Here is a 26,689-nt window from a genome sequence, read left to right as displayed (position 1 = left end):
AAGTACGTCCAGTACGAGGGCTTCCGGCCGGCACGCCGAGAGCACGCACCGGACGCCGCTCCTTGACGGGCAAACGTTGCCTGTCGGGTCACTGGTACGCGTAGTACAGGACCTTCCCCGGCTCCGGCGGGACGCGTCCGGCTTCCGAGCGCGTCAAGCCCGGCGTGCGAGAGCGCGCGGACTGCACGAAGTCACTCCGCCGCTGCCGTCAGCGCCCGCTCCACGCCCGGCTCCCTCGGCCCGAGGAACCGTGGATCCGGCTCGAACACCACGTCCAGGGCCGCCTTGCCCGCCGCGAGGATCTCCCGGACGCCCCCGTAGTACCAGGTGGCGTTGTGCGCCTCGTCGACCCCGACGCCGTACGACGACACCCCCGCCTCCTGACACAGCGCGACCGCGCGCCGGATGTGGAAGCCCTGGCTGATCAGCACGGCCCGGTCCACCCCGAAGATCTTCTTCGCGCGCACGCAGGAGTCCCAGGTGTCGAACCCCGCGTAGTCGCTGACGATCCGCCCGTCCGGCACCCCGCGCCGCGTCAGATAGGCGCGCATCGCGTCCGGCTCGTCGTAGCCCTCCCGGCTGTTGTCGCCGGTGACGAGCACCACCTCGATCCGCCCCGCCCGGTACAGCTCCGCCGCCGCGTCCAGCCGGTGCGCGAGGTACGGCGACGGCTCGCCGTCCCACAGGCCCGCGCCGAAGACCACGGCGACCTCGGTGCGCGGCACGTCCGCGGTCGTCCGGAGCCGGTCGTCCGTGCTGACGTGAATCCAGGCCGCCGGCAGCAGCGCCAGCGCGCACGCGGCCATCACGGCCTGCACGAGCCGCCGCTGCCCGGTGCGCGTGCGCGGCAGACGGGGCCGGCGCAGCTTCGGTCGGCGCATCGGACGGTCCCTCCCCAGTCGGTCTCTCGACAAGAAGGAACGCTCCGGCGCGGCCCACGGTTCGGGTCCCGGCCGTGACCAGTCTCACTCCGCGCGCCGAAACCGCAGGTCACGCCAGCTCACACAGCCGGTGCAGGGCACCGTGAACCGCTGGAAAACACCCGTCATGCCCGTGCAACGGGGCGGCAACGTCCCGCCGCCACCATCGGTGCATGACGGACCTCGACAGTACGGCGTACCTCATGAACCGGATCAGCAGTCAGCTCTCGACCCAGCTCGGCCTCGTCTCGCCGCTGAACGGCCGACGCCGCCCGGGCCGGCCCGCCCTCGTCGTCGTGGCCCACGGCAGCCGCGACCCGCGCGCCCTGAGCACCGTCCGCGCCCTCCTCGACCAGGTCCGCGCCCTGCGCCCCGGCCTCCCCGTCCACCTCGGCCACATCGAGCTGAACGAGCCCCTGCTCCCCGACACGCTCGCCGGCCTCGGCGCCGACGAGGCCGTCCTCGTCCCACTCCTGCTCAGCCGCGGCTACCACGTCAAGCGGGACATCCCCGAGATGGCCGCCGAAGCGGACGTACACGCACGCCTGACGGCCCCCTTGGGCCCCCACCCCCTCCTGGTGGAGGCCCTCCACGACCGCCTGGTCGAGTCCGGCTGGCCCACGCACACGGACGCCGCCACCCGCCGCGTGAGCGGCATCGTCCTCGCCGCGGCAGGCTCCCGCGACCCCCACGCGAAGACCGACACGGGCCACACCGCCCACCTCCTCGCCGACCGCCTGGGCGTCCCCGTCATCCCGGCCTACGCCTCCGCCGCGACCCCCACGGTCGAATCCGCCGTACGTACCCTCACGGCCCGAGGCCGCCACCGCATCGCCGTAGCGTCGTACTTCACGGCCCCGGGCCGCTTCGCAGCAGAATGCGCGGCGAAGGCCCCCTGGATCGCCTCGGCCCCCCTGGGCGCCCACCCCGCGATGGCCCACCTGATCCTCCACCGCTACGACGAGGCCCGCGTAGCCACCACGGAACCGGCACTGGCGTCAGCTTGATCCCAAGGGCGAGGGACACGCCCCGAAGGGGCGCGGGGCTGTATCGACATGCGGCCCCGCCGCGCGGGCGCGACAAGCCACGACGAACCCGCACGCGCCCGAAACAGAACCAGGCAGACGAGTGGGCGCATACTGTCGAAACATGCCCGCACCCCCGCCTGGATACGACCCGGTGTCAGCCGAGCGCTGGGCCCCGGAACCAGACAAACGCCCCGGCCGCACCGCCTTCCAACGCGACCGCGCCCGCATCCTCCACTCCGCCGCCCTCAGAAGACTCGCCGGCAAAACCCAAGTGGTAACGCCCGGCACCATGGGCCCCGCGTGGGACGCCAGCCCCCGCACCCGCCTCACCCACTCCCTGGAGTGCGCCCAGGTCGGCCGCGAACTCGGCGCGGCCCTCGGCTGCGACCCCGACCTCGTCGAAGCCGCCTGCCTCTCCCACGACCTCGGCCACCCGCCCTTCGGCCACAACGGCGAACAGGCCCTCAACGAGTTCGCCGAGGACTGCGGCGGCTTCGAGGGCAACGCGCAGTCCCTGAGACTGCTCACCCGCATCGAACCGAAACGGTTCACCCCCGAAGGCTCCGTCGGCCTCAATCTCACCCGCGCCGCCCTCGACGCCGCCACCAAGTACCCCTGGCCCCGCGGCGGCCACCCCACCGCCCCGGCCTCCCCGAAGTTCGGCGTCTACGAGGACGACCGCCCCGTCTTCGACTGGGTCCGCAAGGAGGCCCCCGGCACCCGCACCTGCTTCGAGGCCCAGGTCATGGACTGGTCCGACGACGTGGCCTACTCGGTGCACGACGTCGAGGACGGCCTGCACGCCGGCCACGTCGACCCCGCCTCCCTGCACGCCGGACCCGAACGGCAGGCCGTGTTCGCGGTCGCCGCCGGCCGGTACGTCCCCGCCGGCACCGACCCGGCCGAACTGTCGGCCGCCCTCGACCGGCTCCAGGCCCAGGAGTGGTGGCCGCACGGCTACGACGGCACCGCGGTCGCCCAGGCCCGCCTGAAGGACGCCACCAGCCAGCTCATCGGCCGCTTCTGTCTCGCCGCCGAGGGCGCCACGCGCGCGGCGTACGGCAGCGGACGGCTGACGAGATACGGCGCCGAACTCGTCGTACCGCGCGAGACCCGCATGGAGTGCGCGGTGCTCAAGGCGGTCGCCGACCGGTACGTCATGCAGCGCGCCGAACAGGAGCTGCTGCGCGCCGACCAGCGCATCGTGGTCGCCGAACTCGCCGAGGCGCTCACCGTCCGCGCCCCGGACGGCCTGGATCCCCAGTTCCGGGTGCTGTTCGACCGGGCGCCCGACGACCGCGCCCGCAAGCGCGTGCTCGTCGACCAGATCGCCTCCCTGACCGACGCCTCGGCCCGCTCGCTTCACGCGCGTCTGACCGGGCAGGCGTGACACTGGACGTATCGGGATGGCACAGGTTGGGCCGTCCGTGACCCGGACCGGCCCCGAACGTGACCCTGCGTGGCCTGATCGGGCCACTCCCTCTTCCCGCATCACCCTGCGTGCGGGACGCTCGCATGTGGCGGCACCGTTACGAGGAGGCATCAAGTGGTCGACGAGGATCAGACAATCGTCATCGTCGGAGGAGGTCTCGCCGGCGCGAAGGCGGCCGAGACGCTCCGTACGGAGGGCTTCAGCGGCCGCGTGATACTGATCTGCGACGAACGCGACCACCCGTACGAGCGCCCGCCCCTCTCCAAGGGCTACCTCCTCGGCAAGGAGGAGCGCGACAGCGTCTTCGTGCACGAGCCTGCCTGGTACGCGCGCAACGACATCGAGCTGCACCTCGGCCAGACCGTCGACGCGATCGACCGCGCCGCGAAGACCGTCCGGTTCGGCGAGGACGGCACGGTCGTGCACTACGACAAGCTGCTGCTGGCCACCGGCGCCGAGCCGCGCCGCCTGGACATTCCGGGCACGGGCCTCGCGGGCGTCCACCACCTGCGCCGGCTCGCCCACGCCGAGCGCCTCAAGGGCGTCCTGACCTCGCTCGGCCGGGACAACGGCCACCTGGTGATCGCGGGCGCCGGCTGGATCGGCCTGGAGGTCGCGGCGGCGGCCCGCGAGTACGGCGCGGAGGTCACCGTGGTCCACTCGGGCCAGACCCCGCTGCACTCGGTGCTCGGCCCCGAACTCGGGCAGCTCTTCACCGACCTGCACCGCGCACACGGCGTCCGCTTCCACTTCGGCGCCAGGCTCACCGAGATCGCCGGGCAGGACGGCATGGTGCTCGCGGCCCGCACGGACGACGGCGAGGAGCACCCCGCCCACGCCGTCCTGGCCGCCATCGGCGCCGCCCCGCGGGTCTCTCTGGCGGAGGCGGCCGGGCTGGAGATCGCCGACCGGGCGTACGGCGGCGGCGTCGTGGTCGACGAACAGCTGCGCACCTCCGACCCCGACATCTACGCGGCCGGTGACGTCGCGTCCTTCCCGCACGTCCTCTTCGACACCCGGCTGCGCGTCGAACACTGGGCCAACGCGCTCAACGGGGGGCCGGCGGCGGCGCGCGCGATGCTGGGACAGGACGTCACGTACGACCGCCTGCCCTACTTCTTCACCGACCAGTACGACCTGGGCATGGAGTACTCCGGCTGGGCGCCCCCCGGCTCGTACGACGAAGTGGTGATCCGGGGAGACGCCGGCAAGCGCGAGTTCGTCGCCTTCTGGGTGAAGGAGGGCCAGGTACTGGCCGGGATGAACGTGAACGTGTGGGACGTCACGGACCCGATCCAGCGCCTGGTCCGCGGCAAGACCCAGGTGAACACGGAGGCACTTGCGGACCCGCACGTTCCGCTGGACAGCCTGGTTTCCTGAGGGCCGTTGCTGTCAGTCCGTCCCCGTAGAATTCACGCGTGGCTGGACGGATCAACGACGAGGACGTGAAAGCGGTACGGGACGCGGTCCCGATCGATGCCGTGGTGTCCGAGTACCTCCAGCTGCGGAACGCGGGCGGCGGGAACCTCAAGGGGCTGTGCCCGTTCCACGACGAGAAGTCGCCGTCCTTCCAGGTCAGCCCTAGCAAGGGGCTCTTCCACTGCTTCGGCTGCCAGGAGGGCGGCGACACCATCACGTTCGTGATGAAGATCGACCACCTCTCCTTCTCGGAGGCGGTCGAAAGGCTGGCCGCGCAGGCCGGCATCACGCTGCGCTACGAGGAGGGCGGGTACAATCCCGCTCACCAGCGCGGCGAGCGCATCCGCCTGGTCGAGGCCCACAAGATCGCCGCCGAGTGGTACGCGGAACAGCTCGCCACCAGCCCCGAGGCCGACACCGGCCGCGTCTTCCTCGCCGAGCGCGGCTTCGACCAGGCCGCCGCGGTCCACTTCGGCGTCGGCTACAGCCCCCAGGGCTGGGACCACCTCACCCGCTATCTGCGCGGCAAGGGATTCACCGACAAGGAACTGCTCCTGTCCGGCCTCTCCCAGGAGGGCCGCCGCGGCCCGATCGACCGCTTCCGGGGCCGCCTGATGTGGCCCATCCGCGACATCGGCGGCGACGTGGTGGGCTTCGGCGCGCGCAAGCTGTACGAGGCGGACAACGGCCCGAAGTACCTCAACACCCCCGACACGGCGATCTACCGCAAGTCCCAGGTCCTGTACGGCATCGACCTGGCGAAGAAGGAGATCGCGAAGTCGAGCCGCGCGGTGGTCGTCGAGGGCTACACGGACGTCATGGCCTGCCACCTCGCGGGCGTCACGACCGCCATCGCCACCTGCGGCACGGCCTTCGGCGGCGACCACATCAAGATCCTCCGCAGGCTCCTCATGGACAACGGCTCGGCCCGCGTCATCTTCACCTTCGACGGCGACGCGGCCGGCCAGAAGGCGGCCCTGCGCGCCTTCGAGGACGACCAGAAGTTCGCCGCCGAGACATACATCGCGATCGCCCCGGACGGCATGGACCCCTGCGAGCTGCGCCTGGCGAAGGGCGACGAGGCGGTCGCCGACCTGGCCGAACCGCGCACGCCGCTCTTCGAGTTCGCGCTCCGCCAGATCATGAGCCGGTACGACCTGGACACCCCCGCGGGCCGGGCAGCGGCGCTGGACGAGGCCGCCCCGATCGTCGCCCGCATCAAGAACAGCGGCGCCCAGCACGAGGTCGCCGTACAGCTCGCCGGCATGCTCGGCATCCTCGACACGCAGTTCGTCGTCAAGCGGGTCGCCCAGCTGGCCCGCTGGGCCCGCGAGCGCGGCGGCAAGGGCGGCGGCCCGTCGGCCCAGCAGCAGTCCACGCGCGCGTACGACGCCCCCGCCCGCCCCGCCGCCCCCCGCGGCCCGGCGCTCAACCTCCGCAACCCCGTCTACGCCACCGAACGCGAGCTGCTCAAACTCGCCCTCCAGCGCCCCGAGTTGGTCTCCCCGGCCTTCGACGCGTACGGCGTCGACGAGTTCACCGCCCCGCCGTACGCGGCCGTACGCCAGACCGTCCTGGACGCGGGCGGCGCGGAGTACGGCGTACCGGACCCGCAGGAGTACCTGGTCCGCGTCCGCGAGGCCGCGCCGGACGACACCATCCGCGCGATGGTCACGGAACTCGCGGTGGAGCCCATCCTGCTGCGCCGCGAGGTCGACCAGACCTACGCGGGCGCCCAACTGGTCACCGTCCGCCGCCGCGCCGTGGAACGCCGCATCCGCGACATCCAGAGCCAGCTCACCCGCCTCGGCACCGGCGGCGACCCGGCCCAGCTGGCCGCCGTACAGAACGAGCTGTGGGTACTGCAGCAGTACGACCAGGCGTTGCGGGAGCAGGGGGCGGCGGCGTTGTGAGGGTGGGCGCTGTGGAGCCTGGTTCGCCCGCGGCTCGGGGTCTGAGATCCCGAGGTGGCGCACCACCGACCTGAGTAACCGCCCGGTCACGGACCGGACGCAAAAAGTCATCGCACGCCTCTCGTGGCGGCGATGTGTCTTACCCCACACTGGTTCCGGTGCCTGAGTCCTCGGAGCGCGGCCGATCCGTCCCCCACGGGTCGTACACCCCCGCCGTTCCACTCATCGCGAACGGGACGGACAGCGGCGAGGCCGCCGACTCCGCCCCCGAAGTACCGCTGCCGCACACCTCAGCAGCGATCATCCTGGAGGTCGCCCCGTGCAGACCCAGACCCTCACCCAGACCGAGAGCAGTACCGCCATCGGCGCTGACGGCACGGAGCCGGACGCGGAGACCGACGTCCTCGTCGCGGCGTTGCAGAGCCGTGTCGTACTCCACCCCGAGACGGGGCCGGACGACACGCCTGCGCCGCCCGCCGAGGCGTTGGAGGCCCCCGAGCCCGTCGAGCCGCCGCCCGCCCGCACCGAGACCGGCGGGCCGTCCTCGGACCTGTTCCGCCAGTACCTGCGCGAGATCGGTCGCATCCCCCTGCTGACCGCGGCCGAGGAGGTCGAACTCGCCCGCCGCGTCGAGGCCGGTCTGTTCGCCGAGGAGAAACTGCGGCTCACCCCCGACCTGGACAGCCAGCTCGCCCTCGACCTCGACAAGCTGGTCGTCATGGGCCGCATGGCCAAACGGCGCCTGATCGAGGCGAACCTGAGGCTCGTGGTCTCCGTCGCCAAACGGTACATCGGCCGCGGCCTGACCATGCTCGACCTCGTCCAGGAGGGCAACCTCGGGCTCATCCGGGCCGTGGAGAAGTTCGACTATGCCCGCGGCTACAAGTTCTCCACGTACGCCACCTGGTGGATCCGCCAGGCCATGTCCCGCGCGCTGGCCGACCAGGCCCGGACGATACGGGTACCGGTCCACGTCGTCGAGCTGATCAACCGGGTCGTCCGCGTCCAGCGCCGCATGCTGCAGGAACGCGGCTACGAACCGACCTCCGAAGAGGTCGCCGCGCACCTCGAACTGGCGCCCGGACGCGTCAGCGAGGTCCTCCGGCTCGCCCAGGAACCGGTCTCCCTGCACGCCCCGGTCGGCGAGGAGGACGACGTGGCCCTCGGCGACCTGATAGAGGACGGCGACGCCGCGAGCCCCGTGGAGTCGGCGGCGTTCCTGTTGCTCCGGGAGCACCTGGAAGCGGTGCTGTCGACCCTGGGTGAACGGGAGCGCAAGGTGGTCCAACTCCGCTACGGCCTGGCCGACGGACGCCCCCGCACCCTGGAGGAGATAGGCCGCATCTTCGGCGTCACCCGCGAACGCATAAGGCAGATAGAGTCCAAAACCCTCAACAAACTGAGGGACCACGCCTTCGCCGACCAGCTGAGGGGCTACCTGGACTGAGCGCAGGCTGCCGCTGTCCCGGACACAACCGCGGGCAGCCCCACCGGCGGGCAGCGCCCACCCGGCAGCGGGGAGCTGCCGCGGCGGGCCTGCCGCCGTAGCCGCGGGCCGTCGTGCCGCTGGGGTGGCGCCCACAAGCGAAACCCACCCGACAGCCCCCCAGCGCCGGGGCACACCTCAGTCGACCTCGGCCACCGCCTGCGCGAACTGCGCCTTGTACAGCCGGGCATACGCACCATCCGCCGCCAACAGCTCCTCATGCGCACCCTGCTCCACGATCGACCCGTTCTCCATTACCAGAATCGTGTCCGCGTCCCGAATCGTCGACAGCCGGTGCGCGATCACGAACGAGGTCCGACCGTGGGCCAGCTTCGCCATGGCCTTCTGGATCAGGACCTCCGTCCGGGTGTCGACCGACGACGTCGCCTCGTCCAGCACCAGGATCACCGGATCCGACAGGAACGCCCGCGCAATGGTGATCAGCTGCTTCTCACCGGCGGACACCCCCGTACCCTCGTCGTCGATCACCGTGTCGTAACCGTCCGGCAGCGTCCGGACGAACCGGTCGGCGTGCGCAGCCCGCGCCGCCTCCTCGATCTCCCCGCGCGTCACCTCACGCGCCGCCCCGTACGCGATGTTCTCCGCGATCGTCCCGCCGAACAGCCACGTGTCCTGCAACACCATCCCGATCCCGGCGCGCAGTTCGTCCCGGGACATCCGGGCGATGTCGACGCCGTCGAGCGTGATGCGCCCGCCGGACACCTCGTAGAACCGCATGAGCAGATTGACCAGCGTGGTCTTCCCCGCTCCCGTCGGCCCCACGATGGCCACCGTGTGCCCCGGCTCCACCGTCAGCGACAGATCCTCGATCAGCGGCTTCTCGGGGTCGTACCGGAACGACACCCGCTCCAGCGCCACCCGCCCGCGCAGTTCCTCCGGCCGCACCCCCGGCACGGGATCCGCGGCCTGCTCCTCCGCGTCCAGCAGCTCGAAGATCCGCTCCGCCGACGCGACCCCCGACTGCACCAGGTTCGCCATCGACGCCACCTGCGTCAGCGGCATCGAGAACTGCCGCGAGTACTGGATGAAGGCCTGCACGTCCCCGATCGACAGGGCGCCCGACGCGACCCGCAGACCACCGACCACGGCCACCAGCACGTAGTTGAGGTTCGAGACGAACATCATCAGCGGCTGCATCATCCCGCTGTTGAACTGCGCCCTGAACCCCGCCTCGTACAGCGCCTCGTTCTGCTCTGCGAACTGCTGCGCCGACTCCTCCTGCCGGCCGAACACCTTCACCAGGTTGTGCCCGGTGTACATCTCCTCGACGTGCGCGTTGAGCCTGCCCGTCGAGCGCCACTGCTGCACGAAGTGCGGCTGCGACCGCTTCCCGACGCGCGTGGCGACGACGAACGACAGCGGCACGGTCACCAGCGCGACCAGCGCCAGCAGCCAGGAGACGTAGAACATCATCACGAGCACGCCGATGATGGTCAGCACCGAGTTGATCAGCTGGCCCATCGACTGCTGGAGCGTCTGCCCGATGTTGTCGATGTCGTTCGTCGCCCGCGACAGCACCTCGCCGCGCTGCCGCTTGTCGAAGTACGACAGCGGCAGCCGCGACAGCTTGGTCTGCACGTCCTCCCGCATCCGGTACATCGTGCGGTTGACCGCCCGGTTCACCAGCCGCGTCGCCACCGCCATCAGCAGCCCGGCCACCAGGAACACGCCCAGCGCCAGCAGCAGCACGCCCCCGACGGCACCGAAGTCGATGCCCTTGCCCGGCGTGAAGTCCGTACCGCGGAGCATGTCCGCCACGCCGTCGTCGCCGCGCTCCCGCATGGAGTCGAGGACCTGCTCCTTCGAGGCCCCGGACGGCATCTGCCGCCCGATGATCCCGGCGAAGACCAGGTCGGTGGCCTTACCGAGGATCCACGGCCCGATCGAGTTGAGCGCCACGCTCACGACCACGCACGCCAGCAGCCCGTAGATCGTCAGCCGTTCCGGTTTGAAGTGGGCGACGAGCCGTTTGCCCGACCCCTTGAAATCCATCGAGCGCTGATCGGGGCCGCCCCCGGCCATCATCCGCGCCGCAGGCCCGGCCATCAGGCAGCCTCCGCTTCCGTCAGCTGGGAGAGCACGATCTCCCGGTACGTCTCGTTGTCCGCCATCAGCTCGTGGTGCGTGCCCGTGCCGACGACCCGGCCCTCGTCGAGGACCAGGATCCGGTCGGCGTCCCGGATGGTCGCCACCCGCTGGGCGACGATCACCACGGTCGCCTCGGCCGTCTCCTGCCCGAGCGCCGTACGCAGCAGGGCATCGGTCTGGTAGTCGAGCGCGGAGAAGGAGTCGTCGAAGAGGTAGATCTCCGGGCGCTGCACCAGCGTGCGGGCGATGGCCAGGCGCTGGCGCTGACCGCCGGAGACATTGGTGCCTCCCTGCGCGATCGGCGCGTTCAGCCCGCCTTCCAGCCGGGACACGAAGTCCTTGGCCTGCGCCACCTCCAGCGCGTGCCACAGCTCCTCGTCCGTGGCGTCCGGATTGCCGTACCGCAGGTTGGTGGCCACCGTGCCCGCGAACAGATACGGCTTCTGCGGCACCAGCCCGACCGTCTTCGCGAGGACCTGCTGATCGATGGTCCGTACGTCCTCGCCGTCCACCAGAACCTGACCGTCGGTGGCGTCGAACAGCCGGGGGACCAGCCCCAGCAGCGTGGACTTGCCGCTGCCGGTCGAGCCGATCACGGCGGTCGTCTCACCGGGCCTGGCCACCAGGTCGACCGCCTTCAGCACCGGCTCCTCGGCACCGGGGAAGCGGAAGCCGGCCCCGCGGACCTCCAGATGCCCGTGCCGGCGCAGCGCGCGCACCGGCGCGGACGGCGGCACGACGCTCGACTCGGTGTCCAGCACCTCGTGGATGCGCTCGGCGCACACCTCCGCGCGCGGCACCATCATGAACATGAAGGTGGCCATCATCACGGACATGACGATCTGCATGAGGTAGGCGAGGAACGCGGTCAGGTCGCCGATCTGCATCCCGCCGCTGTCGATGCGGTGCGCGCCGAACCACACCACCGCGATCGACGACAGGTTCACCACCGTCATGACCACCGGGAACATCAGCGCCAGCAGGTTGCCGGTGCCCAGCGACACGTCGGTCAGCGAGGCGTTCGCCTTCCGGAAGCGCTGCTCCTCGTACTGGTCCCGGACGAAGGCGCGGATCACGCGGTTGCCGGTGATCTGCTCGCGCAGCACCCGGTTCACCGTGTCGAGACGCTCCTGCATGGTCCGGAACAGCGGGCGCAGCCGCCGCACGATCAACGTCACCGAGACGCCCAGCACGGGCACCACGCCGACCAGCACCCCGGACAGCGGCACGTCCAGACCGAGCGCGAGCACGATGCCGCCGACGCACATGATCGGCGCCGACACCAGCAGCGTGAACGTCATCAGGGTCAGCATCTGGACCTGCTGCACGTCGTTCGTGGTCCGGGTGATCAGTGACGGGGCGCCGAAGTGGCCCACCTCACGCGCGGAGAACGACTGCACCCGGTCGAACACGGCGGCCCGTACGTCCCGGCCCAGCGCCGCAGCGGTCCGGGCGCCGTAGAACACGGCACCGATGTTGCACACGACCTGCACCAGGGAGATGCCGATCATCAGTCCGCCGTGGCCGAGAATGTAACCGGTGTCGCCCTTCACGACGCCGTCGTCGATGATGTCCGCGTTCAGCGTGGGCAGGTAGAGGGTGGCGCAGGTCTGCAGGAACTGCAGCAGCACCAGTAAAGCGATGGGTCTCTTGTAGGGCCTGAGGTAGGTCCGCAGAAGTCGTATGAGCACGCTGCTTCTCTCGGAGTCGACGATGGGGCGGTTGGTTGCCCTTGGCCCCTATCGTCGGACACTCCACCCGCGTTACCTCAACCGATTAAGCCAACAGCGGCCCAAGGAACGACCCGCTGTCCGCCATCGGCCCTACGCCCTGCGGTCCAAACGCCCCCGGACGGGTCTACGGTCCGAACGCCCCCGGATGGATCTGCTCCCGTACCGACACGAACTGCTGGCGCACCGCCTGACCCACCGCCAGCTCCTCGCCCGGCTCCAGCACCTGAGCGACCGCGCCCTGCCACACCGGCGGGGTGCGCGGGTCGAGGGTGCCCTGCGACACCCCGAGCGCCCAGGCCGCCTGCCGGGCGGAGCCGACCGCGGCGTAGTCCGCGGGCTGCGGCACCACGACCTGTGCCCCGAACAGCGCGGGCGCCGCCGCCTGCACGGCCGACAGCTCGGCCGCCGCCCCCAGCAGGAAGACCCGCCGTACCTCGACGCCGCGCTTGCGCAGCACGTCCAGCGCGTCGGCGAGCCCGCACAGCATGCCCTCGAACGCGGCCCGCGCCAGATGCTCCGGCCGCATCGACTCGCGCCTGAGGCCCACCAGGGTCCCGGCGGTGTGCGGCAGGTTCGGCGTCCGCTCACCCTCCAGATAGGGCAGCAGCACCAGCCCGTGCGACCCCGGCGTCGACTTCATCGCCAGCTCGGACAGGCTCTCCAGATCCGGCACCCCGAGCAGCTCGGCGGTCCCGCGCAGGGTCCGTACGGCGTTCAGGGTGGTGACGACCGGCAGGTGCATGCCGGTCGCGTCGGCCAGCGCGGTGATCATCCCGCTCCCGTCGAGCAGCGCCTCGGGATGCACGGCCATCACGGATCCGGACGCGCCCAGCGACACCACGGCATCGCCGAGCCCGATCCCGAGCCCGAACGCGGCGGCCATCGTCTCGCCTGTCCCCGCGGAGATCAGCAGCCCCTCCGGCGTCGTACCGGCCGCGTCCGCCGGGCCGATCACCTCCGGCAGCATCACCTGGTGTCCGAGCGCCAGCTCCACCAGGTCGGGCCGGTAGGCGCCGGTCGCCGCCGACCAGTACCCGGTCCCCGAGGCACCGCCCCGGTCGGTGGTTCTCCTGACCGGCCGCCCCAGCAACTGCCACACCAGCCAGTCGTGCGCCTGCATGAGGACCGCGGTGCGTACGGCGTTCTCCGGCTCGGTCCTGGCCAGCCAGCGCAGCTTCGTCACCGGCTGCGCGGCCTGCGGCACACAGCCCACGGCCTGCGCCCACGCCTCACGTCCGCCGAGCGCGTCCACCAGGTCGGCCGCCGCGACCTGCGTCCGCTTGTCGCCGCCGACCATCGCCGGGCGCACGGTGCCCCCCTGTGCGTCCAGCGGCACGACCGCGTTCTGCTGCGCCGAGACGCCGATGGCCTGGACGCCCTCGAGGAGGCCGCCGCCCGCCGCCTCGCCCAGGGACAGCAGCCAGGCCTGCGGGTCGACGTCGGAGGGCCGGCCGCCGCCGTCGGTGCTCTCCACCGGGTGCGGTGCATATCCCTGCCTGAGCACGGCGCCCGTGTCCGTGTCACAGACGACGATACGAGTGAAATCGGGCGAACTGTCCAACCCGGCGACTATCCCCATGGCCAAAATTCTGCCGTACCGCTGCGCTTGGCTTGAGCCGTGGGCGCCGTCGGGGTGCCTGTGCTGGGTCGGGTGCGGGTACGTCGTGGCTGGTCGCGCAGTTCCCCGCCCCCCTCAAGTTGGTCCGCGCGCCCTGGGTTTTCATGCGCCCCGGGATCACGTGTCGCTGGTGCCCCAGTCGTCCTTGCCGCCGTTGCGGGTGCTGCGTTCGCGCAGGGAGCGGACGCGTTCGGACACCGAGTCGGGCATGTGGTCGCCGACCCGGTCGCTGACGGCGTGGTAGGCGCGGCCCGCGTAGTGGCGGCCCTGTTGGGCGGCCGTCTCGGCGGTGTTGCGGACCGCGGGGTTCTGCGCGACCTGGCGGGCGGACTTCATCAACTCCTCGTAGCGCTCGCGCCCGGCCTTCGTGCCCAGCACGTAACCGACAGCGAGTCCTGCGACGAACGTGAGCCGGTAACGCATGGCGGCCACCCTTCTCTTGCGTAGGTCTCCGGTGCGGCGTCGATGCCGGGGAGTACCGATTGGCGGAGCACCCCCCTGCTTGCGCTAATGTATGTGTCGCAGCGAGCGCGCGCCCCCTGGCGGATACCCAGGTAGGTACGTTCGATGCAACGAGGCATTCCTCCGTAGCTCAATTGGCAGAGCAGCCGGCTGTTAACCGGCAGGTTACTGGTTCGAGTCCAGTCGGGGGAGCTCAGTCCTCCGTAGCTCAATTGGCAGAGCAGCCGGCTGTTAACCGGCAGGTTACTGGTTCGAGTCCAGTCGGGGGAGCATGCTGAACGAGGACCCCCGTCGGGGTCCTTTTTCATGTCCCGGGGAACCGCGCGGAGGGCTGTGGAGTCTTCAAGGTCGCGTAGGCCGTGGGGAAGCCGACCATCCGAGGCAGGAGATCGTATGAGCGGCTATGCTGCGGCAGACGGCGCGCACACATGTACGCGACACGCCGCTTTGGGGGCGGTAGCTCAGCCGGTTAGAGCAGCGGACTCATAATCCGTCGGCCGTGGGTTCGAGTCCCACCCGCCCCACCACTCGCTACGCGAGGAGAACCGTTTCTACCTGCGCCGCCTGTGCATCCTCCTGCTCCCGGGCGCGCGGAGTGACCCGCAGGAGATCGTTAGCTCAGTCGAAGCTCAACCGAAGTGCAGACGATCAAGACATGGAGCGGCCCCGGCTGGCGTCGAGGGTCGCCAGGCCGGGGCCGCGGGGATCCGTCACCGGTGCGATCGGCGTACCACGCCGGTGACGGGGTCGAGGGTCAGCGGCATTCGGATGGGCTGCTCTTGCGGGGCTTCGGCTTGCACCGCCCTTGCACACGTAGATGGTGTCTCCGGCGCCGGTCGGGCTGTGGACGGTGATGGTGTCGTAGTCCTTGCCCCAGAGTGGCTTGTCGCAGCGTGCACAGAACATCAGGTGTCTCCTCGGGTGTCGGTCTCCGGGGTGGGCTGCGGACGGCGGGGTCGCTTCGGGCACTTCGGCCCGCAGGCGTAGACCTCGATGTCGAGGACGTGGGCGCCGATCCGTCCGCGAGCGATACCGGCGCTGATGCCGCCGCGCATCAGCGAGGTGCCGCACCAGCAGCAAGCCCAGCCGGAGTACCGTGCTCGGCTCAGGTCCGTCGCGGGCGGCGGTTTCGGGCGCCAGGTCACTGGTTCGTCCCTAACTGCGCCCACAGTCCGCACTCGTCTGTGGTTAGCCCGGCGCTGTGACAGAGGCCCGTGATGATCTGCCAGCCTGGGCCGCGGCTGCTGATGAGGGCCAGCGGGTCGGGGCCCGTTGCGGTGATTCGGATGCGGCTCCCGGCCGTCGAGAGGGTCATCTGGATGACGGGGGCGCCGGAGGCGAGTACGGCGACGTACAACTCGTCGGCGATGAGCGGTGCGTCGGGGTGTTTCACTCGGCCGGCGGTCCACAGTCGGATGTGGCAAGCCTCGATGGGTTCGGCCTTGAAAGCCTTATGCCACGTGTGACCTGACTCGGGCATGGCTGTCCCCCGACTTCCCTGATTTCTGTATACGTATAGCTCTTATCCGTATACAGATTGTCGGGGTGATTGGCGCCGGTCAAGCGGGACGGGAGAGTATGTGTATCCGGATTGACGTGATCGTCGAAGTGGGGGTGCCTTGGTGGCACAGCCTGAGTACCTGCGGATCGCCGCCGACCTGCGACGCCGCATCTCTCCGGGCGGGGAGTTCGGGCCAGGCGACCAGATCCCAACGATCCCCGAGCTATGCGCCGAGTACGGGGTATCCGAAGCCCCGGTCCGCAACGCGCTGCGCCTGCTCGCCAGCGAAGGCCTGACCGAGAGCCGGGCCCGCGCTGGCACGCGCGTGCGGTCGCGGCCCCCGATCCACCGCATGGCGGCCGACCGCTACCGCTCCGTACCCGACGGCAAGTCCACGCCCTACACCCGCGACCAGGGCATCGGCTGGACCGAGTACCGGCTCGACAAGCGGTTCGAGCAGGTGGAGGCCGACGCCGAGCTGGCGGCCCTGTTCGAGTGCGAGGTCGGCGAGCAGCTGCTCGCGCGGCACTTCGTGTTCTACGACAACGACCAGCCCACCCAGATGTCCACCAGCTACCTGCGGTGGTCGGACGTGGCGGGTACGCCGGTCGCCGACCCGATCAACGAGCCGTGGCCGGGCGGCACTCGCGCGCAGCTGGGGACGCTCGGTATCCGCGTCACCGAGATCACGGAGTCGTTCCAGGCGGGCATGCCGACCGAGCTGGAGGCGGCGACGCTCCGCTTCGGATCCGGTGTCCCTGTCCTGCGGTATACGCGTCGGCACATCGCTTATACCGGCCGGGTCGTCGAGGTCGCCCACCCGATCGTGCGCCGCGGCGACACCACCATCGTCGACTTCCGCATCCAGCTCGACGACTGAAGGGTACGCATCAATGCGTACCCCTGGCGGTGACCAGCGCGAAGGTGCGCATCAGTCCCGACCCCGGGCATGACAAAGCGCCCCCTGCACGCCGTGGTGGCCGTGCAGGGGGCGTGACGTTTCAGCGGGCGAACAGCGCAAGGGCTCCCGTAGCGGCGCCTGCCACACCGGCGAGGACGCCGATCGTGGGCATCGGCCAGCGGGCGCGTTCGAGGGTGCGGATCCTGTGCTCGTGGTCCTGGACATCGGACCGGGCGCCTGTCATGGCGCTCCAGGACGTGAGCCTGCCGCGAAGGCGCTCGAGGAGTGCGCCCGCGCACTGGACGGCTTCGCCGACGCCGTCTACGCGGCCGACACCGACGCTCCCCGACGGTGAGGGCAAGAGTTCGGAAGCGCTTCCACAAGAATCAGGTGAGCGTGCCGGTCATCCCTTGACGCCACGATCTCAGCGGGCAGAGCATTCCCGGCGTCGCATTGGTAGCGCTTCCAGTCAGGTCGCCCGCGCTTCCGCTCTCCTCGCCAGACGCGCCCGCGCAGCTGTGAAGCACACACTCAGCTTGGGAGCACTCCCGTATGACTCCTGTCCAAGCCCGAGCAACCATCCCGTCGCCGCTGGTCGGCGAGCAGGATGCTGATGACGCGTACCTTCACTTCCCGTCGGACTTCCTGTGGGGGGCCGCGACCTCGGCCTACCAGATCGAGGGGGCCGCACAGGAAGGCGGCCGCACCCCATCCATCTGGGACACCTTCGCGCGCATTCCGGGGCGGGTGCACCACGGCGATACCGGCGACATCGCCGTGAACCACTTCCACCGCTTCCGCGAGGACGTCGCCCTGATGAAGGAGCTGGGTCTGAAGGCCTACCGCTTCTCGCTCTCCTGGCCGCGCATCCAGCCCACCGGCCGTGGACCGGCGGTCGAGCGAGGACTGGACTTCTACCGGCAGCTGGTGGACGAGCTGCTGGGAGCGGGCATCATGCCGGTGGCCACGCTCTACCACTGGGACCTGCCGCAGGAGTTGGAGGACGCGGGTGGCTGGCCGGTGCGCGGCACCGCCGAACGCTTCGGCGAGTACGCCGGCTTGGCCGCGGCCGCCTTGGGCGACCGGGTCCGGTACTGGACCACGCTCAACGAACCCTGGTGCGCGGCCTTCCTCGGCTACGGCTCGGGCGTGCACGCCCCGGGCCGGACCGACCCGGCGGCCGCCCTGCGGGCGGCGCACCACCTCAACCTGGCGCACGGGCGTGGCGTCGCTGCGGTGCGGGCGGCAGTCCCGCAGGCGGAGCTGTCGATCTCACTCAACCTTCATCAGGTCCGCGCGCTCACGGACTCCGCCGAGGACGCGGACGCCGCCCGGCGCATCGACGCGGTGGGCAACCGCATCTTCCTGGGCCCGATCCTGCACGGCCGTTACGACCAGGACCTGCAGGCGGACACCGCGCACCTGGTCGACTGGGACGGGCTGGTGCACCCCGCCGACCTGACCGCGACCTCCGCCCCGCTGGACCAACTGGGCGTCAACTACTACGCGCCGACGCTCGTTTCGGGCGGTGGCGGTAACGCGGGCGCGGACGGCCACGGCAACAGCCGCTTCTCGCCCTGGCCGGGAGCGGAGCGCGTCGACTTCCACCAGCCGCCGGGCGAATTGACGGCGATGCGCTGGAGCATCGACCCTACGGGACTCAGCGACCTGCTGGCGCGGGTGCACGCGGAGGCGCCCGAGCTGCCGGTCTTCATCACGGAGAACGGAATCGCCTGCGAGGACTACCCCAACCCGGAGGGGGAGGTCCGCGACCCGGAACGCATCGCCTACGTGCAGCAGCACCTGGCCGCGGTGCACCATGCGATCGACGCCGGGGTGCCCGTGCGGGGCTACTTCCTGTGGTCGCTGCTGGACAACTTCGAGTGGGCCTACGGCTACGCGAAGCGTTTCGGCCTCGTGTACGTGGACTTCGCCACACAGCAACGCACACCCAAGAGCAGCGCCCGCTGGTACGCGGAGACGATCCGGCGCGGCGCCGTAGCCCCGTCGTCGGTCCCCGCCTGACCGCCACCGCCCATGCGCCGCGAGAGCCGATCAGCGCAACACAGCTGCCGGAGGCAGTAGGTGAACGTACGATCCAAACCTGACTCCCCCCCGACGATCTACGACGTGGCGCGGCGCGCGGGCGTGTCCATCTCCTCGGTGTCGCGGGTGCTGAACGGGCGGGACAACACCCGCCCGGCCACCCGGGAACGGGTGATGAAGGCCGTCGCCGAGCTCGGCTTCGTTCCCGACGGCGCGGCACGCGCCCTCAGCAGCCGGCTGAAACACGTGGTGGGCGTGGTCTTCCGGCGGCCCTGCAACACGGACGACGGCGGTACCGACGAGTCCGAGAACCTGCTCTTCGGCGACCAGATCAACCGGGGCATCGAGATCGCGGCCCAGCGCCGGGGCTTCGACCTCCTGGTGCGCTCCGTCACCATCGACGAACGCACCCCGCCCGACCGGATCATGACGATCGCCGGCAAATGCGACGGCCTGATCCTGCACGACCAAGTGCTCACCCGCTCCGGAATCAGCGCCATCGCCCGCACCACGCCAGTGGTGTCCCTGGCGGGCCGGCCCGGTACCGATGTGGCCAACGTGCGCAGCGAGTGCGCCGCCAACATGCGGGAGCTGGCCCGGCACCTGGTCGAGGACCACGGCTACCGCCGTCTCGCCTACATCGCCGGACACGCGGACAGCCCGGACAACATCGTCCGCAGCCGGTCCTTCACCGAACAGGCACAGGCCCTGGGCGCGGAGGTGCTCACCGGCCCCGCCTGGCAGGGCGACTACTCCGCCGCCGGCGGCGTGGAGATCATCCGCGGGCTGATCTCCCTGGGGGCCACCCTGCCCCGCGCCATCGCCTGCGCCAACGACCAGACCGCCCTGGGCGTCATCTACGCCCTGACCGAGTACGGCCTCGACGTCCCCGGCGACGTCGCCGTGACCGGCTTCGACGACCTGCCCTTCGCGCGCCATCTCCGGCCGCAGCTGACCACGGTGCGTCAGCCCATCCAGGAGATCGGCGCCAGAGCCTTCGAGGTGCTCCACGCGATGATCTCAGCTGACCCGTCGTCACCGGCCGAGCCAGTGGGCGACATCGTGCTGCCGACCGAGCTCGTCCGCCGCGAAAGCTGCGGCTGCCCCGCCGAGCCGCTGACCCCGCGCCTCTGGCGCCCCATAGGGTGAGGGGCCGACCATGCGGACCCTTCTCCGTCGGCTGGGCTTCTACGCCCTTGCCGCCTACGCCGCGGTGACGCTCAACTTCTTCCTGGCACGGCTGCTTCCCGGCAACGCTCTGCAGAACGTGCTCTCCCAAATGCGCGCGGCCACCATCAGCAAGGCCTCGCTGGAGGCGCTCGAGGCACAGTACGGCGTCGGCACCCACCAGAGCATGCTCTCCCAGTACCTCGCCTACCTCGGCCATCTGCTCCAAGGCGACCTGGGCGTCTCCACCTCCAAGTCGGTCCCTGTCACCTCGGTCCTCGCCGGCGACTTGCCCTGGACCATCGGACTGATCGGCACCGCCACCATCCTGGCCTTCCTGGTCGGCACCTTCATCGGCATCGTCGTCGGCTGGAAGCGCAGTGGACTGCTCGACGCCCTGCTGCCGGCGGCCACCTTCTTCCAGGCGGTGCCCTACTTCATCCTCGCCTTCCTGGTGATGATGACCCTCGGGTACTTCGGCAAACTGTTTCCGTACCAGAACGGCTACGACATCGGCCGCGGCACCAACCTCACCGAAGGCTGGAACGGTCCCTTCGTCACCAGCGTCATCGAGCACGGCGCCCTGCCCGCGCTGACCGTGGCGCTCGCGTCCGTCGCCGGATGGATCATCGGCATGCGCAACATGATGATCACCACGATGGACGAGGACTACGTCCTGGTCGCCGCCGCAAAGGGCTTGCCGCGGTGGCGGGTTGCCGCGGTCGCCGCCCGCAACGCGATCCTGCCGAGCATCTCCAACTTCGCCCTGTCGATCAGTCTGGTGGTGACCGGCTCGATCGTCACCGAGATCGTCTTCACCTATCCCGGCGTCGGCTGGGAGATCTACCAGGCCATCCTGGCCGGCGACTACCCGCTGATGCAGGGAATCCTGCTCGTCGTCGTTTTCACGGTGCTCGCCGCCAACCTGCTGGCCGACATCGCCTATGTCGCCCTGGACCCCCGCGCCCGCAAGGAGGCCTGAGCGATGCGCATCCTCCGCTCCCCCAAGGTGGTCACCGGACTCGCCCTGCTGTTCGTGTTCCTGCTGCTCGCATTGTTCGGGCCGATGCTGGCACCGCATTCCGTCGACTGGCAGGCCAACCGCAGCAGCGGAATCCCGCTGCCGCCCTCAGGGAAGTTCTGGCTGGGCACCGACCAGTCGCAGCACGACTTGTTCTCCCGCCTGCTAGCCGGCGGCCGGGACCCGCTGCTCATCTCCTTCCTGGCCGGTGTGCTCGCGTCCATGCTCTCGGTGCTGGTCGGCGTCACCGCCGGCTTCGTGGGCGGCCTCACGGACGACCTGCTCTCCGCGCTCACCAACATCTTCCTGGCGCTGCCCGGTCTGCTGATCCTGATGGTGGTGATGAAGCCGCTGCCGCCCGACGAGACTGCAAACCCGTTCCTGATCGGTTCGGTCATCGCGCTCACCGCCTGGGCCTGGGGAGCCCGCGTGCTGCGGGCGCAGACGCTGGCCCTGCGCGGGCAGGACTACGTGGAGTCGGCCCGGGTCATCGGCGAGCGCCGGTGGCGGATCATCCTCTTCGAGATCCTGCCCAACCTGCTGCCGATCCTGGCCTCCTCGTTCATCTTCACGGTGATCTACGGCATCGGGACCTACACCGCGCTGAGCTGGCTGGGCGTGATCAACCCGGCCTCGGTCACTTGGGGCACGGTGCTGAACGAGGCCCAGGCCTCCGGCGCCGCCTCCAGCGGTTACTGGTGGTGGTACCTGCCACCGGCCCTCGCCGTCGCCCTGTTCGGCATGTCGCTGGCACTGATCAACTTCGGCATCGACGAGATCATCAACCCCCGCCTCACCTCGGCCCGCACCGGCCGGGCCCGCGGAGTGACCTTCCGCCTGGGCCACACCCCGGTCCTCAGGCAGGCATCCGCACCCGCTATCGAGAGCGCTCTCACGAAGGGGGCCGCGCAGTGACCCTCGAACCCGTCCTCGAAGTCCGCGACCTCTGCGTCGACTACGGCGTCGGACCGGGCGGCGTCCGCGCCGTCACCAACGCCACACTCACCCTGCACAAGGGCGAAGTCCTCGGCCTGGCAGGCGAGTCGGGCTCGGGCAAGTCCACCCTGGCCTACGCCGTCACCCGGCTGCTGCGCGCCCCCGGCGTGATCACCGGCGGCGAGGCGCGCTTCCACGGCCGCGACGGCGTGGTCGACCTGTTCGAGGCCGACGCCGCCACGCTGCGCAAGGTGCGATGGGACCAGCTCTCGGTGGTCTTCCAGAGCGCCATGCACGCGCTCAACCCGGTGGCGCGGATCGAGGCCCAGCTGACCGACGCGCTCAGGGCACACCGCGCACACCTGACCGCATCCCAACGCCGGGAGCGCGCCGTGGAGTTGCTGCGGCTGGTGGGCATCAGCGAGGACCGGCTGCGCAGCTACCCGCACGAGCTCTCCGGCGGCATGCGCCAGCGGGTGATGATCGCGATGGCGCTGGCGTTGGAGCCGCAGGTGGTCATCATGGACGAACCCACCACCGCACTCGACGTGGTGACGCAGCGGGAGATCCTCGAAGAGCTGATGCAGCTCAAGGTCCGGCTCGGCTTCGCCATCGTCTTCATCACCCACGACCTCTCGCTCCTGCTCGAGCTGGCCGACACCATCGCCATCATGTACGCGGGACGGATCGTGGAACTCGCCGCCGCCCAGGAGCTGTTCCACGCCCCCCGCCACCCCTACTCCCTGGGACTGCTGAACTCCTTCCCCGCACTGCACGGCGAACGGGTGAGGATGGAGGGCATCCCCGGCTCCCCACCCTCCCTCACCGCGCTCCCGGACGGCTGCGCCTTCCACCCCCGCTGCCGCTACGCCCTGGACCGCTGCCGCAAGGACATCCCGGGGCTCCTCACCCCCGCCGGAGAGTCCGGCAACCGCGCGGTCGCCTGCTGGCTGCACGACGGCGTCGAGGCCGTCCCCGCCCCTCTCGCCCGAGCCCTTGGGAGCGCCCTGTGAACACCTCCGAGGCCACCGCCACCGTGGTGCACGGCCCGCGCCGGCCGGGCACGCCCGCCCTTGAGGCCCGCCACCTCACCAAACACTTCCCGGTTCACGACGGCCTGCGCCGCGGCCGGGTGGTGCACGCCGTCGAGGACATCTCGCTGGCCCTGCCGGAGAGCACGGTCACCTCCGTCGTCGGCGAGTCCGGCTCCGGCAAGTCCACCCTGGCCAGGCTGCTTAGTCACCTGATCACGCCGACCTCGGGCGAACTGCTGCTGGACGGCGAACCGGTCGGCACCAGTGCCCGGGCCCGGCGCGCCTACACCAGCCAGGTGCACCTGGTCCTGCAGGATCCCTTCTCCTCGCTCAACGGCGTGCACAGCGTCCGCTACCACCTTCGGCGTCCGCTCAAGCTGCACCGCGGGGCCCGCGGCGCCGGACTCGACGCACTGGCGGAGGACCTGCTGGAGCGGGTGGCGCTGAGCCCCGCTGACCGGTACATCGACAAGTTCCCGCACGAGCTCTCCGGCGGCCAGCGCCAGCGCGTGGCCATCGCCCGCGGCCTGGCGGTGCAGCCGCGGGTGCTGCTCGCCGACGAACCGGTCTCCATGCTCGACGTGTCCATCCGGCTCGGCGTGCTCAACCTGCTGGACGAGCTGCGCGAGCAGGAGCGGCTGGCCATCCTCTACGTCACCCACGACATCGCGTCGGCCCGCTACCTGGCCGACACGGTGGCGGTCATGTACGCCGGGCAGGTCGTCGAGTCCGGACCGGCCGAGCAGATCACCGACTTCCCCGCCCACCCCTACACCCAGCTGCTGCTCAGCGCAGCCCCCAACCCCAGCCGGTCCGAGCCCGTCGTGCTGCGCGGGCGTGGCGCCCCGCCGAGCCTGATCGACCCGCCCAGCGGCTGCCGCTTCCACCCGCGCTGCCCCTTCGCGATGGACGTCTGCCGAACGTCCGCGCCTCCCACGCTGCCGGTGGACAGCGACGAGCACGTCGCCGCCTGCTGGCTGCAGAGCCCCGACCACGCACCCGTGTCGGCCGGTTGATCGACCAGCAATCACCCGCTGACCCACCTCCAGCACCCTCAACAAAGCACGGCCGCAAAGGAGCGTTCGTTCCATGAGTCGCACCACCAACACCAGAGCAGTCGCCATGGCGGCTGTCATCGCACTGGGCGTGACCGCCTGCACCAGCGCGGGCGGCGGCTCGAGCTCAGCCGGCGGCTCCGCCAAGGCCATGACCCTGGTCGTCGAGAGCAGCCCGGCCCCGTCCTTCACCCAGGACTTCAACCCCTTCGACACCAACTCCTTCAGCAGCATCGAGAACGCCCGGTCCCTGACCTACGAGCCGCTGTTCCAGATCAACACCCTGAAGCCGGACCAGGCGCCGATCCCATGGCTGGCCAAAACCTTCGCCTGGTCGGGCGGCAACAAGACGCTGACGCTGACCCTGCGGCCAGGCGTCAAGTGGAGCGACGGCAAGGACTTCACCTCCCAGGACGTGAAGTTCACCTTCGACCTGCTGAAGGCCAACCCGGCCGCCAACACGGGCGGCGCGCCGATACCCAGCCGCATCACCACGCCCAACGCCACGACCGTCGTGCTCACCTACGACGCGCCGCAGAAGGCCAACTTCATCGGCATCGCCAACCAGCTGATCGTCCCCGAACACATCTGGTCCGCCATCAAGTCCCCCGCCACCGCCGTCATCAAAGCCGACCAGGCCATCGGCACCGGCCCCTACCTGGTCGACAAGTTCACCCCACAGGACGTCGCCTACAAGGTCAATCCGACCTTCTGGCAGGGCAATCCCAAGGTTCAGCGGGTCTCCTTCCCCGCCTACGCCACGAACAACGCCGCCACCCTGGCACTGACCTCGGGCCAGATCGACCTCACCGGCAACGACATCAACGACGTGCAGACGGCCTTCGTTGGCAAGGACCCGGCCCACAACCACCTGTTCCAGGCGACCGCACCGTACTTCCCGGCCTCCAACACCGTCTCCCTGCTCCTCAACACGAAGAGCACCACCGCGCCGGCCCTGGCCGACACCGCGGTACGCAAGGCCATCAGCGCCGGCCTCAACCGACAGTCCTACGCCAGCCAGTGCGAGACCAACTACGAGAACCCGGCAACCTCCTCCAGCGGCCTGCTGCTGCCCACCGACCAGGACTCGCTCGACCCCGCCCTGGCGGGCGACCTCAAGCCCAAGGCCGACACCACCAAGGTCAACTCGCTGCTCAGCGGCGCCGGCTGGCGCAAGAACAGCAGCGGCAAGTGGACCAAGAACGGCAAGACCATCAAGTTCACCATCATCGACCCGAACTCCTTCACCGACTACTGGTGCGGAGCACAGGCGATGGCGAAGGACCTGAACTCGCTGGGCTTCAACGTCAGCGCCAACGGCGCCTTCGACTTCAACAGCTGGAACACCGCGATCACCACCGGCAAGTACGACGCGGCGATCCACTGGGGCCAGGGCAGCACGGCGTTCCAGCGTCTGCAGTACATCCTGGACCCCAGCCTCGGCGCACCGGTCGGCAAGCCGGCCGCCGGTGACTTCAGCAAGTACGACTCCGCCGCGGTCAGGAAGGCCGTCAAGACCTACGAGAACGCCACGAACGAGGCGTCCGAGAAGGCGGCGCTGAACACCCTCCAGCAGATCATGTCCAACGACGTCCCGGCCGTGCCGGTTCTCTACGGCGCGGCCTGGTACGAGTACAACGACTCCAACTTCACCGGCTGGCCGAACGAGAAGAACCCGTACGTCAACCCGTCCCCGAACAGCCAGGCGTACGAGTACCTCATCCTGCACCTGGCGCCCCGTCCATAGCGCCAAGGGGCGCGGGCAACAGCGCGGGCGTCCATCAACCTCCATATCGGCGTGCCATCAGGTCCGGCCTGGCCTGGCCGGCACACCACCGGCAAGATCGTCCTCACATGGGCGAGAGGACGCTCAGCGGCGACCGATCTTCGCGGTCGCCGCCGAGCAATAGGGAAATTCCAGGCTGCACGCGCAGGTCACGGGTCTGGTGTGAGCGGAGGGTCGGGCCGGTGATCGTCTCGGGGTGGATCGTTCGGCAGGCCGCTCGCGGCTTCGCCGGAACGGCCGACACGCTCGGTAGTCGCTCCCGTACGCCCCGGAAGGACAGTTGAACACCGCACCGGCGGGTTGGGGGTGGCGGATGTGCCAGCGTGGGTGCTGGAACGCCGGGTGGTCCTGGAGACACGGGCCGAGCAGCTGCGCAAGGAACCACCGAGCCGGTCTGGGAGACGGTCTTCCGGGTGCACGCGCGCCGGGCCACCGACTTCCGGCGCGGCCGGGTCTTCCTGGCTGGCGACGCCGCGCGCGTGCACAGCCCGGCGGGCGGGCAGGGCATGAACAACGGCCTGCAGGACGCCCAGAAAACCTCGCCTGGAAGCTGGCCGCCGTACTCCGGGGCCGTTCTCCGGTCTCCCTGCTGGACAGTTACGGCGCGGAGCGCGCCGAGGCCACCCGCCGCATCGTCCGGGACACCGATCTGCACACCCGTGCGCTGACGGCGCGCACGGCGCGGCGCGTGTCCGTCCGCGACGCGGCGTTCACGCTGCTGGACCGCTCCGGTGCCGCTGCCCGGCTGTACGCGCCGGTCATGGCCGGGCGGTGGCTCGCCTACGCCGCCGTGCGGGACACCCAGCATCCGTCCGGCCGGAGGTGCCGGATCCGGGGCCGGCTTCCGGGCACCGGGGCCGGGCACGGTCTTCCCGCGCGGCGCGGCCCTGGCCCTCGGTACGGCAGGCTGGCTGCCGCGCCGCCGGTTCCGGCCGCCGATGGTCGGCCCCGACACGAGCGTCCGGCACATCGCAGCACTCCTGGCGCGCACGCACACCCCGCTGGCCGCCGTCGTCGAACGCGACGGCGACCGGACCCGCCTGGCCGGTGCGGTGACGGCTGCCCGTCTGATGGAGCTGCTCGTCACCGGCAGCGCGCCGAGGACGTGAAGGGCGCGGGAGA

At 70.4% G+C, this 26,689-nt stretch carries 21 protein-coding genes, 3 tRNA genes and 2 pseudogenes; 18 read left to right on the top strand and 8 right to left on the bottom strand.

Annotated features, from left to right (window positions below; genetic code table 11):
• Positions 1-191: 191 nt before the first annotated feature.
• Positions 192-881, bottom strand: coding sequence for a vancomycin high temperature exclusion protein (locus H8R17_RS26845; RefSeq protein ID WP_187825782.1), 690 nt, complete (start codon positions 879-881; stop codon positions 192-194).
• 212 nt (positions 882-1,093) lie between these two features.
• Between H8R17_RS26845 and H8R17_RS26840 the strand changes: the two genes are divergently transcribed.
• The 5 genes and pseudogenes from H8R17_RS26840 (at position 1,094) to H8R17_RS26820 (ending at position 8,159) form a co-directional block, all read left to right on the top strand.
• Entirely contained in the window at positions 1,094-1,927 is an 834-nt protein-coding gene (locus tag H8R17_RS26840) for a sirohydrochlorin chelatase (RefSeq protein ID WP_262505531.1), read from the top strand.
• Positions 1,928-2,069: 142 nt separating this feature from the next.
• Positions 2,070-3,338 (top strand): deoxyguanosinetriphosphate triphosphohydrolase, encoded by a 1,269-nt coding sequence (locus H8R17_RS26835; protein ID WP_187825781.1) that lies wholly within the window; start codon positions 2,070-2,072, stop codon positions 3,336-3,338.
• Positions 3,339-3,494: 156 nt separating this feature from the next.
• A complete protein-coding gene (locus tag H8R17_RS26830; protein ID WP_187825780.1) occupies positions 3,495-4,760 on the top strand; it encodes an NAD(P)/FAD-dependent oxidoreductase in 1,266 nt (421 codons plus the stop codon).
• A 38-nt stretch (positions 4,761-4,798) separates the two neighbouring features.
• A complete protein-coding gene (gene dnaG / locus H8R17_RS26825) occupies positions 4,799-6,712 on the top strand; it encodes a DNA primase (RefSeq protein ID WP_187825779.1) in 1,914 nt (637 codons plus the stop codon).
• Between the two features lie 158 nt (positions 6,713-6,870).
• Positions 6,871-8,159 (top strand): annotated as a pseudogene (locus H8R17_RS26820) (RNA polymerase sigma factor).
• Between the two features lie 177 nt (positions 8,160-8,336).
• On the opposite strand, the gene H8R17_RS26815 reads toward H8R17_RS26820, so the two are convergent.
• The 4 genes from H8R17_RS26815 to H8R17_RS26800 form a co-directional block, all read right to left on the bottom strand.
• Complete coding sequence (locus H8R17_RS26815) at positions 8,337-10,265, bottom strand: ABC transporter ATP-binding protein (protein ID WP_187825777.1); 1,929 nt, start codon at positions 10,263-10,265, stop codon at positions 8,337-8,339.
• Entirely contained in the window at positions 10,265-11,998 is a 1,734-nt protein-coding gene (locus H8R17_RS26810; protein WP_187825776.1) for an ABC transporter ATP-binding protein, read from the bottom strand. Before H8R17_RS26810 ends, H8R17_RS26815 begins: the two co-directional genes overlap by 1 nt.
• A 166-nt stretch (positions 11,999-12,164) precedes the next feature.
• The gene (locus tag H8R17_RS26805; RefSeq protein WP_187825775.1) at positions 12,165-13,619 is read right to left on the bottom strand and encodes an FGGY family carbohydrate kinase; all 1,455 of its coding nucleotides are present in this window, start codon (positions 13,617-13,619) and stop codon (positions 12,165-12,167) included.
• 156 nt (positions 13,620-13,775) lie between these two features.
• Positions 13,776-14,081 (bottom strand): YtxH domain-containing protein, encoded by a 306-nt coding sequence (locus H8R17_RS26800; RefSeq protein ID WP_187825774.1) that lies wholly within the window; start codon positions 14,079-14,081, stop codon positions 13,776-13,778.
• 158 nt (positions 14,082-14,239) lie between these two features.
• Between H8R17_RS26800 and H8R17_RS26795 the strand changes: the two genes are divergently transcribed.
• The 3 genes from H8R17_RS26795 to H8R17_RS26785 all read left to right on the top strand — a co-directional run bounded on the left by H8R17_RS26795 (position 14,240) and on the right by H8R17_RS26785 (position 14,647).
• Positions 14,240-14,312 (top strand) — tRNA-Asn (locus tag H8R17_RS26795).
• 5 nt (positions 14,313-14,317) lie between these two features.
• Positions 14,318-14,390: transfer RNA gene (locus tag H8R17_RS26790), tRNA-Asn, on the top strand.
• Between the two features lie 180 nt (positions 14,391-14,570).
• Positions 14,571-14,647 (top strand) — tRNA-Ile (locus H8R17_RS26785).
• Between the two features lie 378 nt (positions 14,648-15,025).
• Here the strand turns inward: H8R17_RS26785 and H8R17_RS26780 are convergent.
• Both H8R17_RS26780 and H8R17_RS26775 read right to left on the bottom strand, forming a co-directional pair.
• Positions 15,026-15,265 (bottom strand): hypothetical protein, encoded by a 240-nt coding sequence (locus H8R17_RS26780; protein ID WP_187825773.1) that lies wholly within the window; start codon positions 15,263-15,265, stop codon positions 15,026-15,028.
• The gene (locus tag H8R17_RS26775; protein WP_262505530.1) at positions 15,262-15,513 is read right to left on the bottom strand and encodes a hypothetical protein; all 252 of its coding nucleotides are present in this window, start codon (positions 15,511-15,513) and stop codon (positions 15,262-15,264) included. Before H8R17_RS26775 ends, H8R17_RS26780 begins: the two co-directional genes overlap by 4 nt.
• A 229-nt stretch (positions 15,514-15,742) precedes the next feature.
• Here H8R17_RS26775 and H8R17_RS26770 point away from each other — a divergent pair, with 229 nt between their 5' ends.
• The gene (locus H8R17_RS26770) at positions 15,743-16,501 is read left to right on the top strand and encodes a GntR family transcriptional regulator (RefSeq protein WP_187825771.1); all 759 of its coding nucleotides are present in this window, start codon (positions 15,743-15,745) and stop codon (positions 16,499-16,501) included.
• 121 nt (positions 16,502-16,622) lie between these two features.
• Here the strand turns inward: H8R17_RS26770 and H8R17_RS48840 are convergent, their stop codons facing one another.
• Entirely contained in the window at positions 16,623-16,766 is a 144-nt protein-coding gene (locus tag H8R17_RS48840) for a hypothetical protein (RefSeq protein ID WP_316959543.1), read from the bottom strand.
• A gap of 308 nt (positions 16,767-17,074) precedes the next feature.
• On the opposite strand from H8R17_RS48840, the gene H8R17_RS26760 reads away from it, so the two are divergent.
• The 9 genes and pseudogenes from H8R17_RS26760 to H8R17_RS45830 all read left to right on the top strand — a co-directional run bounded on the left by H8R17_RS26760 (position 17,075) and on the right by H8R17_RS45830 (position 26,676).
• Complete coding sequence (locus H8R17_RS26760; protein WP_187825769.1) at positions 17,075-18,547, top strand: GH1 family beta-glucosidase; 1,473 nt, start codon at positions 17,075-17,077, stop codon at positions 18,545-18,547.
• Between the two features lie 105 nt (positions 18,548-18,652).
• Positions 18,653-19,717: a LacI family DNA-binding transcriptional regulator gene (locus tag H8R17_RS26755; RefSeq protein ID WP_187825768.1), complete on the top strand. Its 1,065-nt coding sequence runs from the start codon at positions 18,653-18,655 to the stop codon at positions 19,715-19,717.
• Positions 19,718-19,727: 10 nt separating this feature from the next.
• Entirely contained in the window at positions 19,728-20,717 is a 990-nt protein-coding gene (locus tag H8R17_RS26750; protein ID WP_187825767.1) for an ABC transporter permease, read from the top strand.
• 3 nt (positions 20,718-20,720) lie between these two features.
• Positions 20,721-21,671 (top strand): ABC transporter permease, encoded by a 951-nt coding sequence (locus H8R17_RS47425; RefSeq protein WP_187825766.1) that lies wholly within the window; start codon positions 20,721-20,723, stop codon positions 21,669-21,671.
• Positions 21,668-22,705 carry an ABC transporter ATP-binding protein gene (locus H8R17_RS26740; RefSeq protein WP_187825765.1) on the top strand — a complete coding sequence of 346 codons (1,038 nt, stop codon included), beginning with the start codon at positions 21,668-21,670 and terminating at the stop codon, positions 22,703-22,705. Before H8R17_RS47425 ends, H8R17_RS26740 begins: the two co-directional genes overlap by 4 nt.
• Positions 22,702-23,742: an ABC transporter ATP-binding protein gene (locus H8R17_RS26735; protein ID WP_399477315.1), complete on the top strand. Its 1,041-nt coding sequence runs from the start codon at positions 22,702-22,704 to the stop codon at positions 23,740-23,742. Before H8R17_RS26740 ends, H8R17_RS26735 begins: the two co-directional genes overlap by 4 nt.
• Positions 23,743-23,815: 73 nt before the next feature.
• The gene (locus H8R17_RS26730) at positions 23,816-25,528 is read left to right on the top strand and encodes an ABC transporter substrate-binding protein (RefSeq protein WP_187825764.1); all 1,713 of its coding nucleotides are present in this window, start codon (positions 23,816-23,818) and stop codon (positions 25,526-25,528) included.
• A gap of 362 nt (positions 25,529-25,890) precedes the next feature.
• Positions 25,891-26,040, top strand: a pseudogene (locus tag H8R17_RS49420) (FAD-dependent monooxygenase); the annotation flags it as partial.
• Positions 26,041-26,298: 258 nt separating this feature from the next.
• The gene (locus tag H8R17_RS45830; protein ID WP_223125507.1) at positions 26,299-26,676 is read left to right on the top strand and encodes a hypothetical protein; all 378 of its coding nucleotides are present in this window, start codon (positions 26,299-26,301) and stop codon (positions 26,674-26,676) included.
• Positions 26,677-26,689 lie beyond the last annotated feature (13 nt).

It is taken from the genome of Streptomyces sp. TRM68367, assembly GCF_014495685.1.
Classification (GTDB): Bacteria; Actinomycetota; Actinomycetes; order Streptomycetales; family Streptomycetaceae; genus Streptomyces.
Note: the sequence above shows the minus strand (reverse complement) of the source record. Positions and strands in the feature narration are given on the sequence as shown.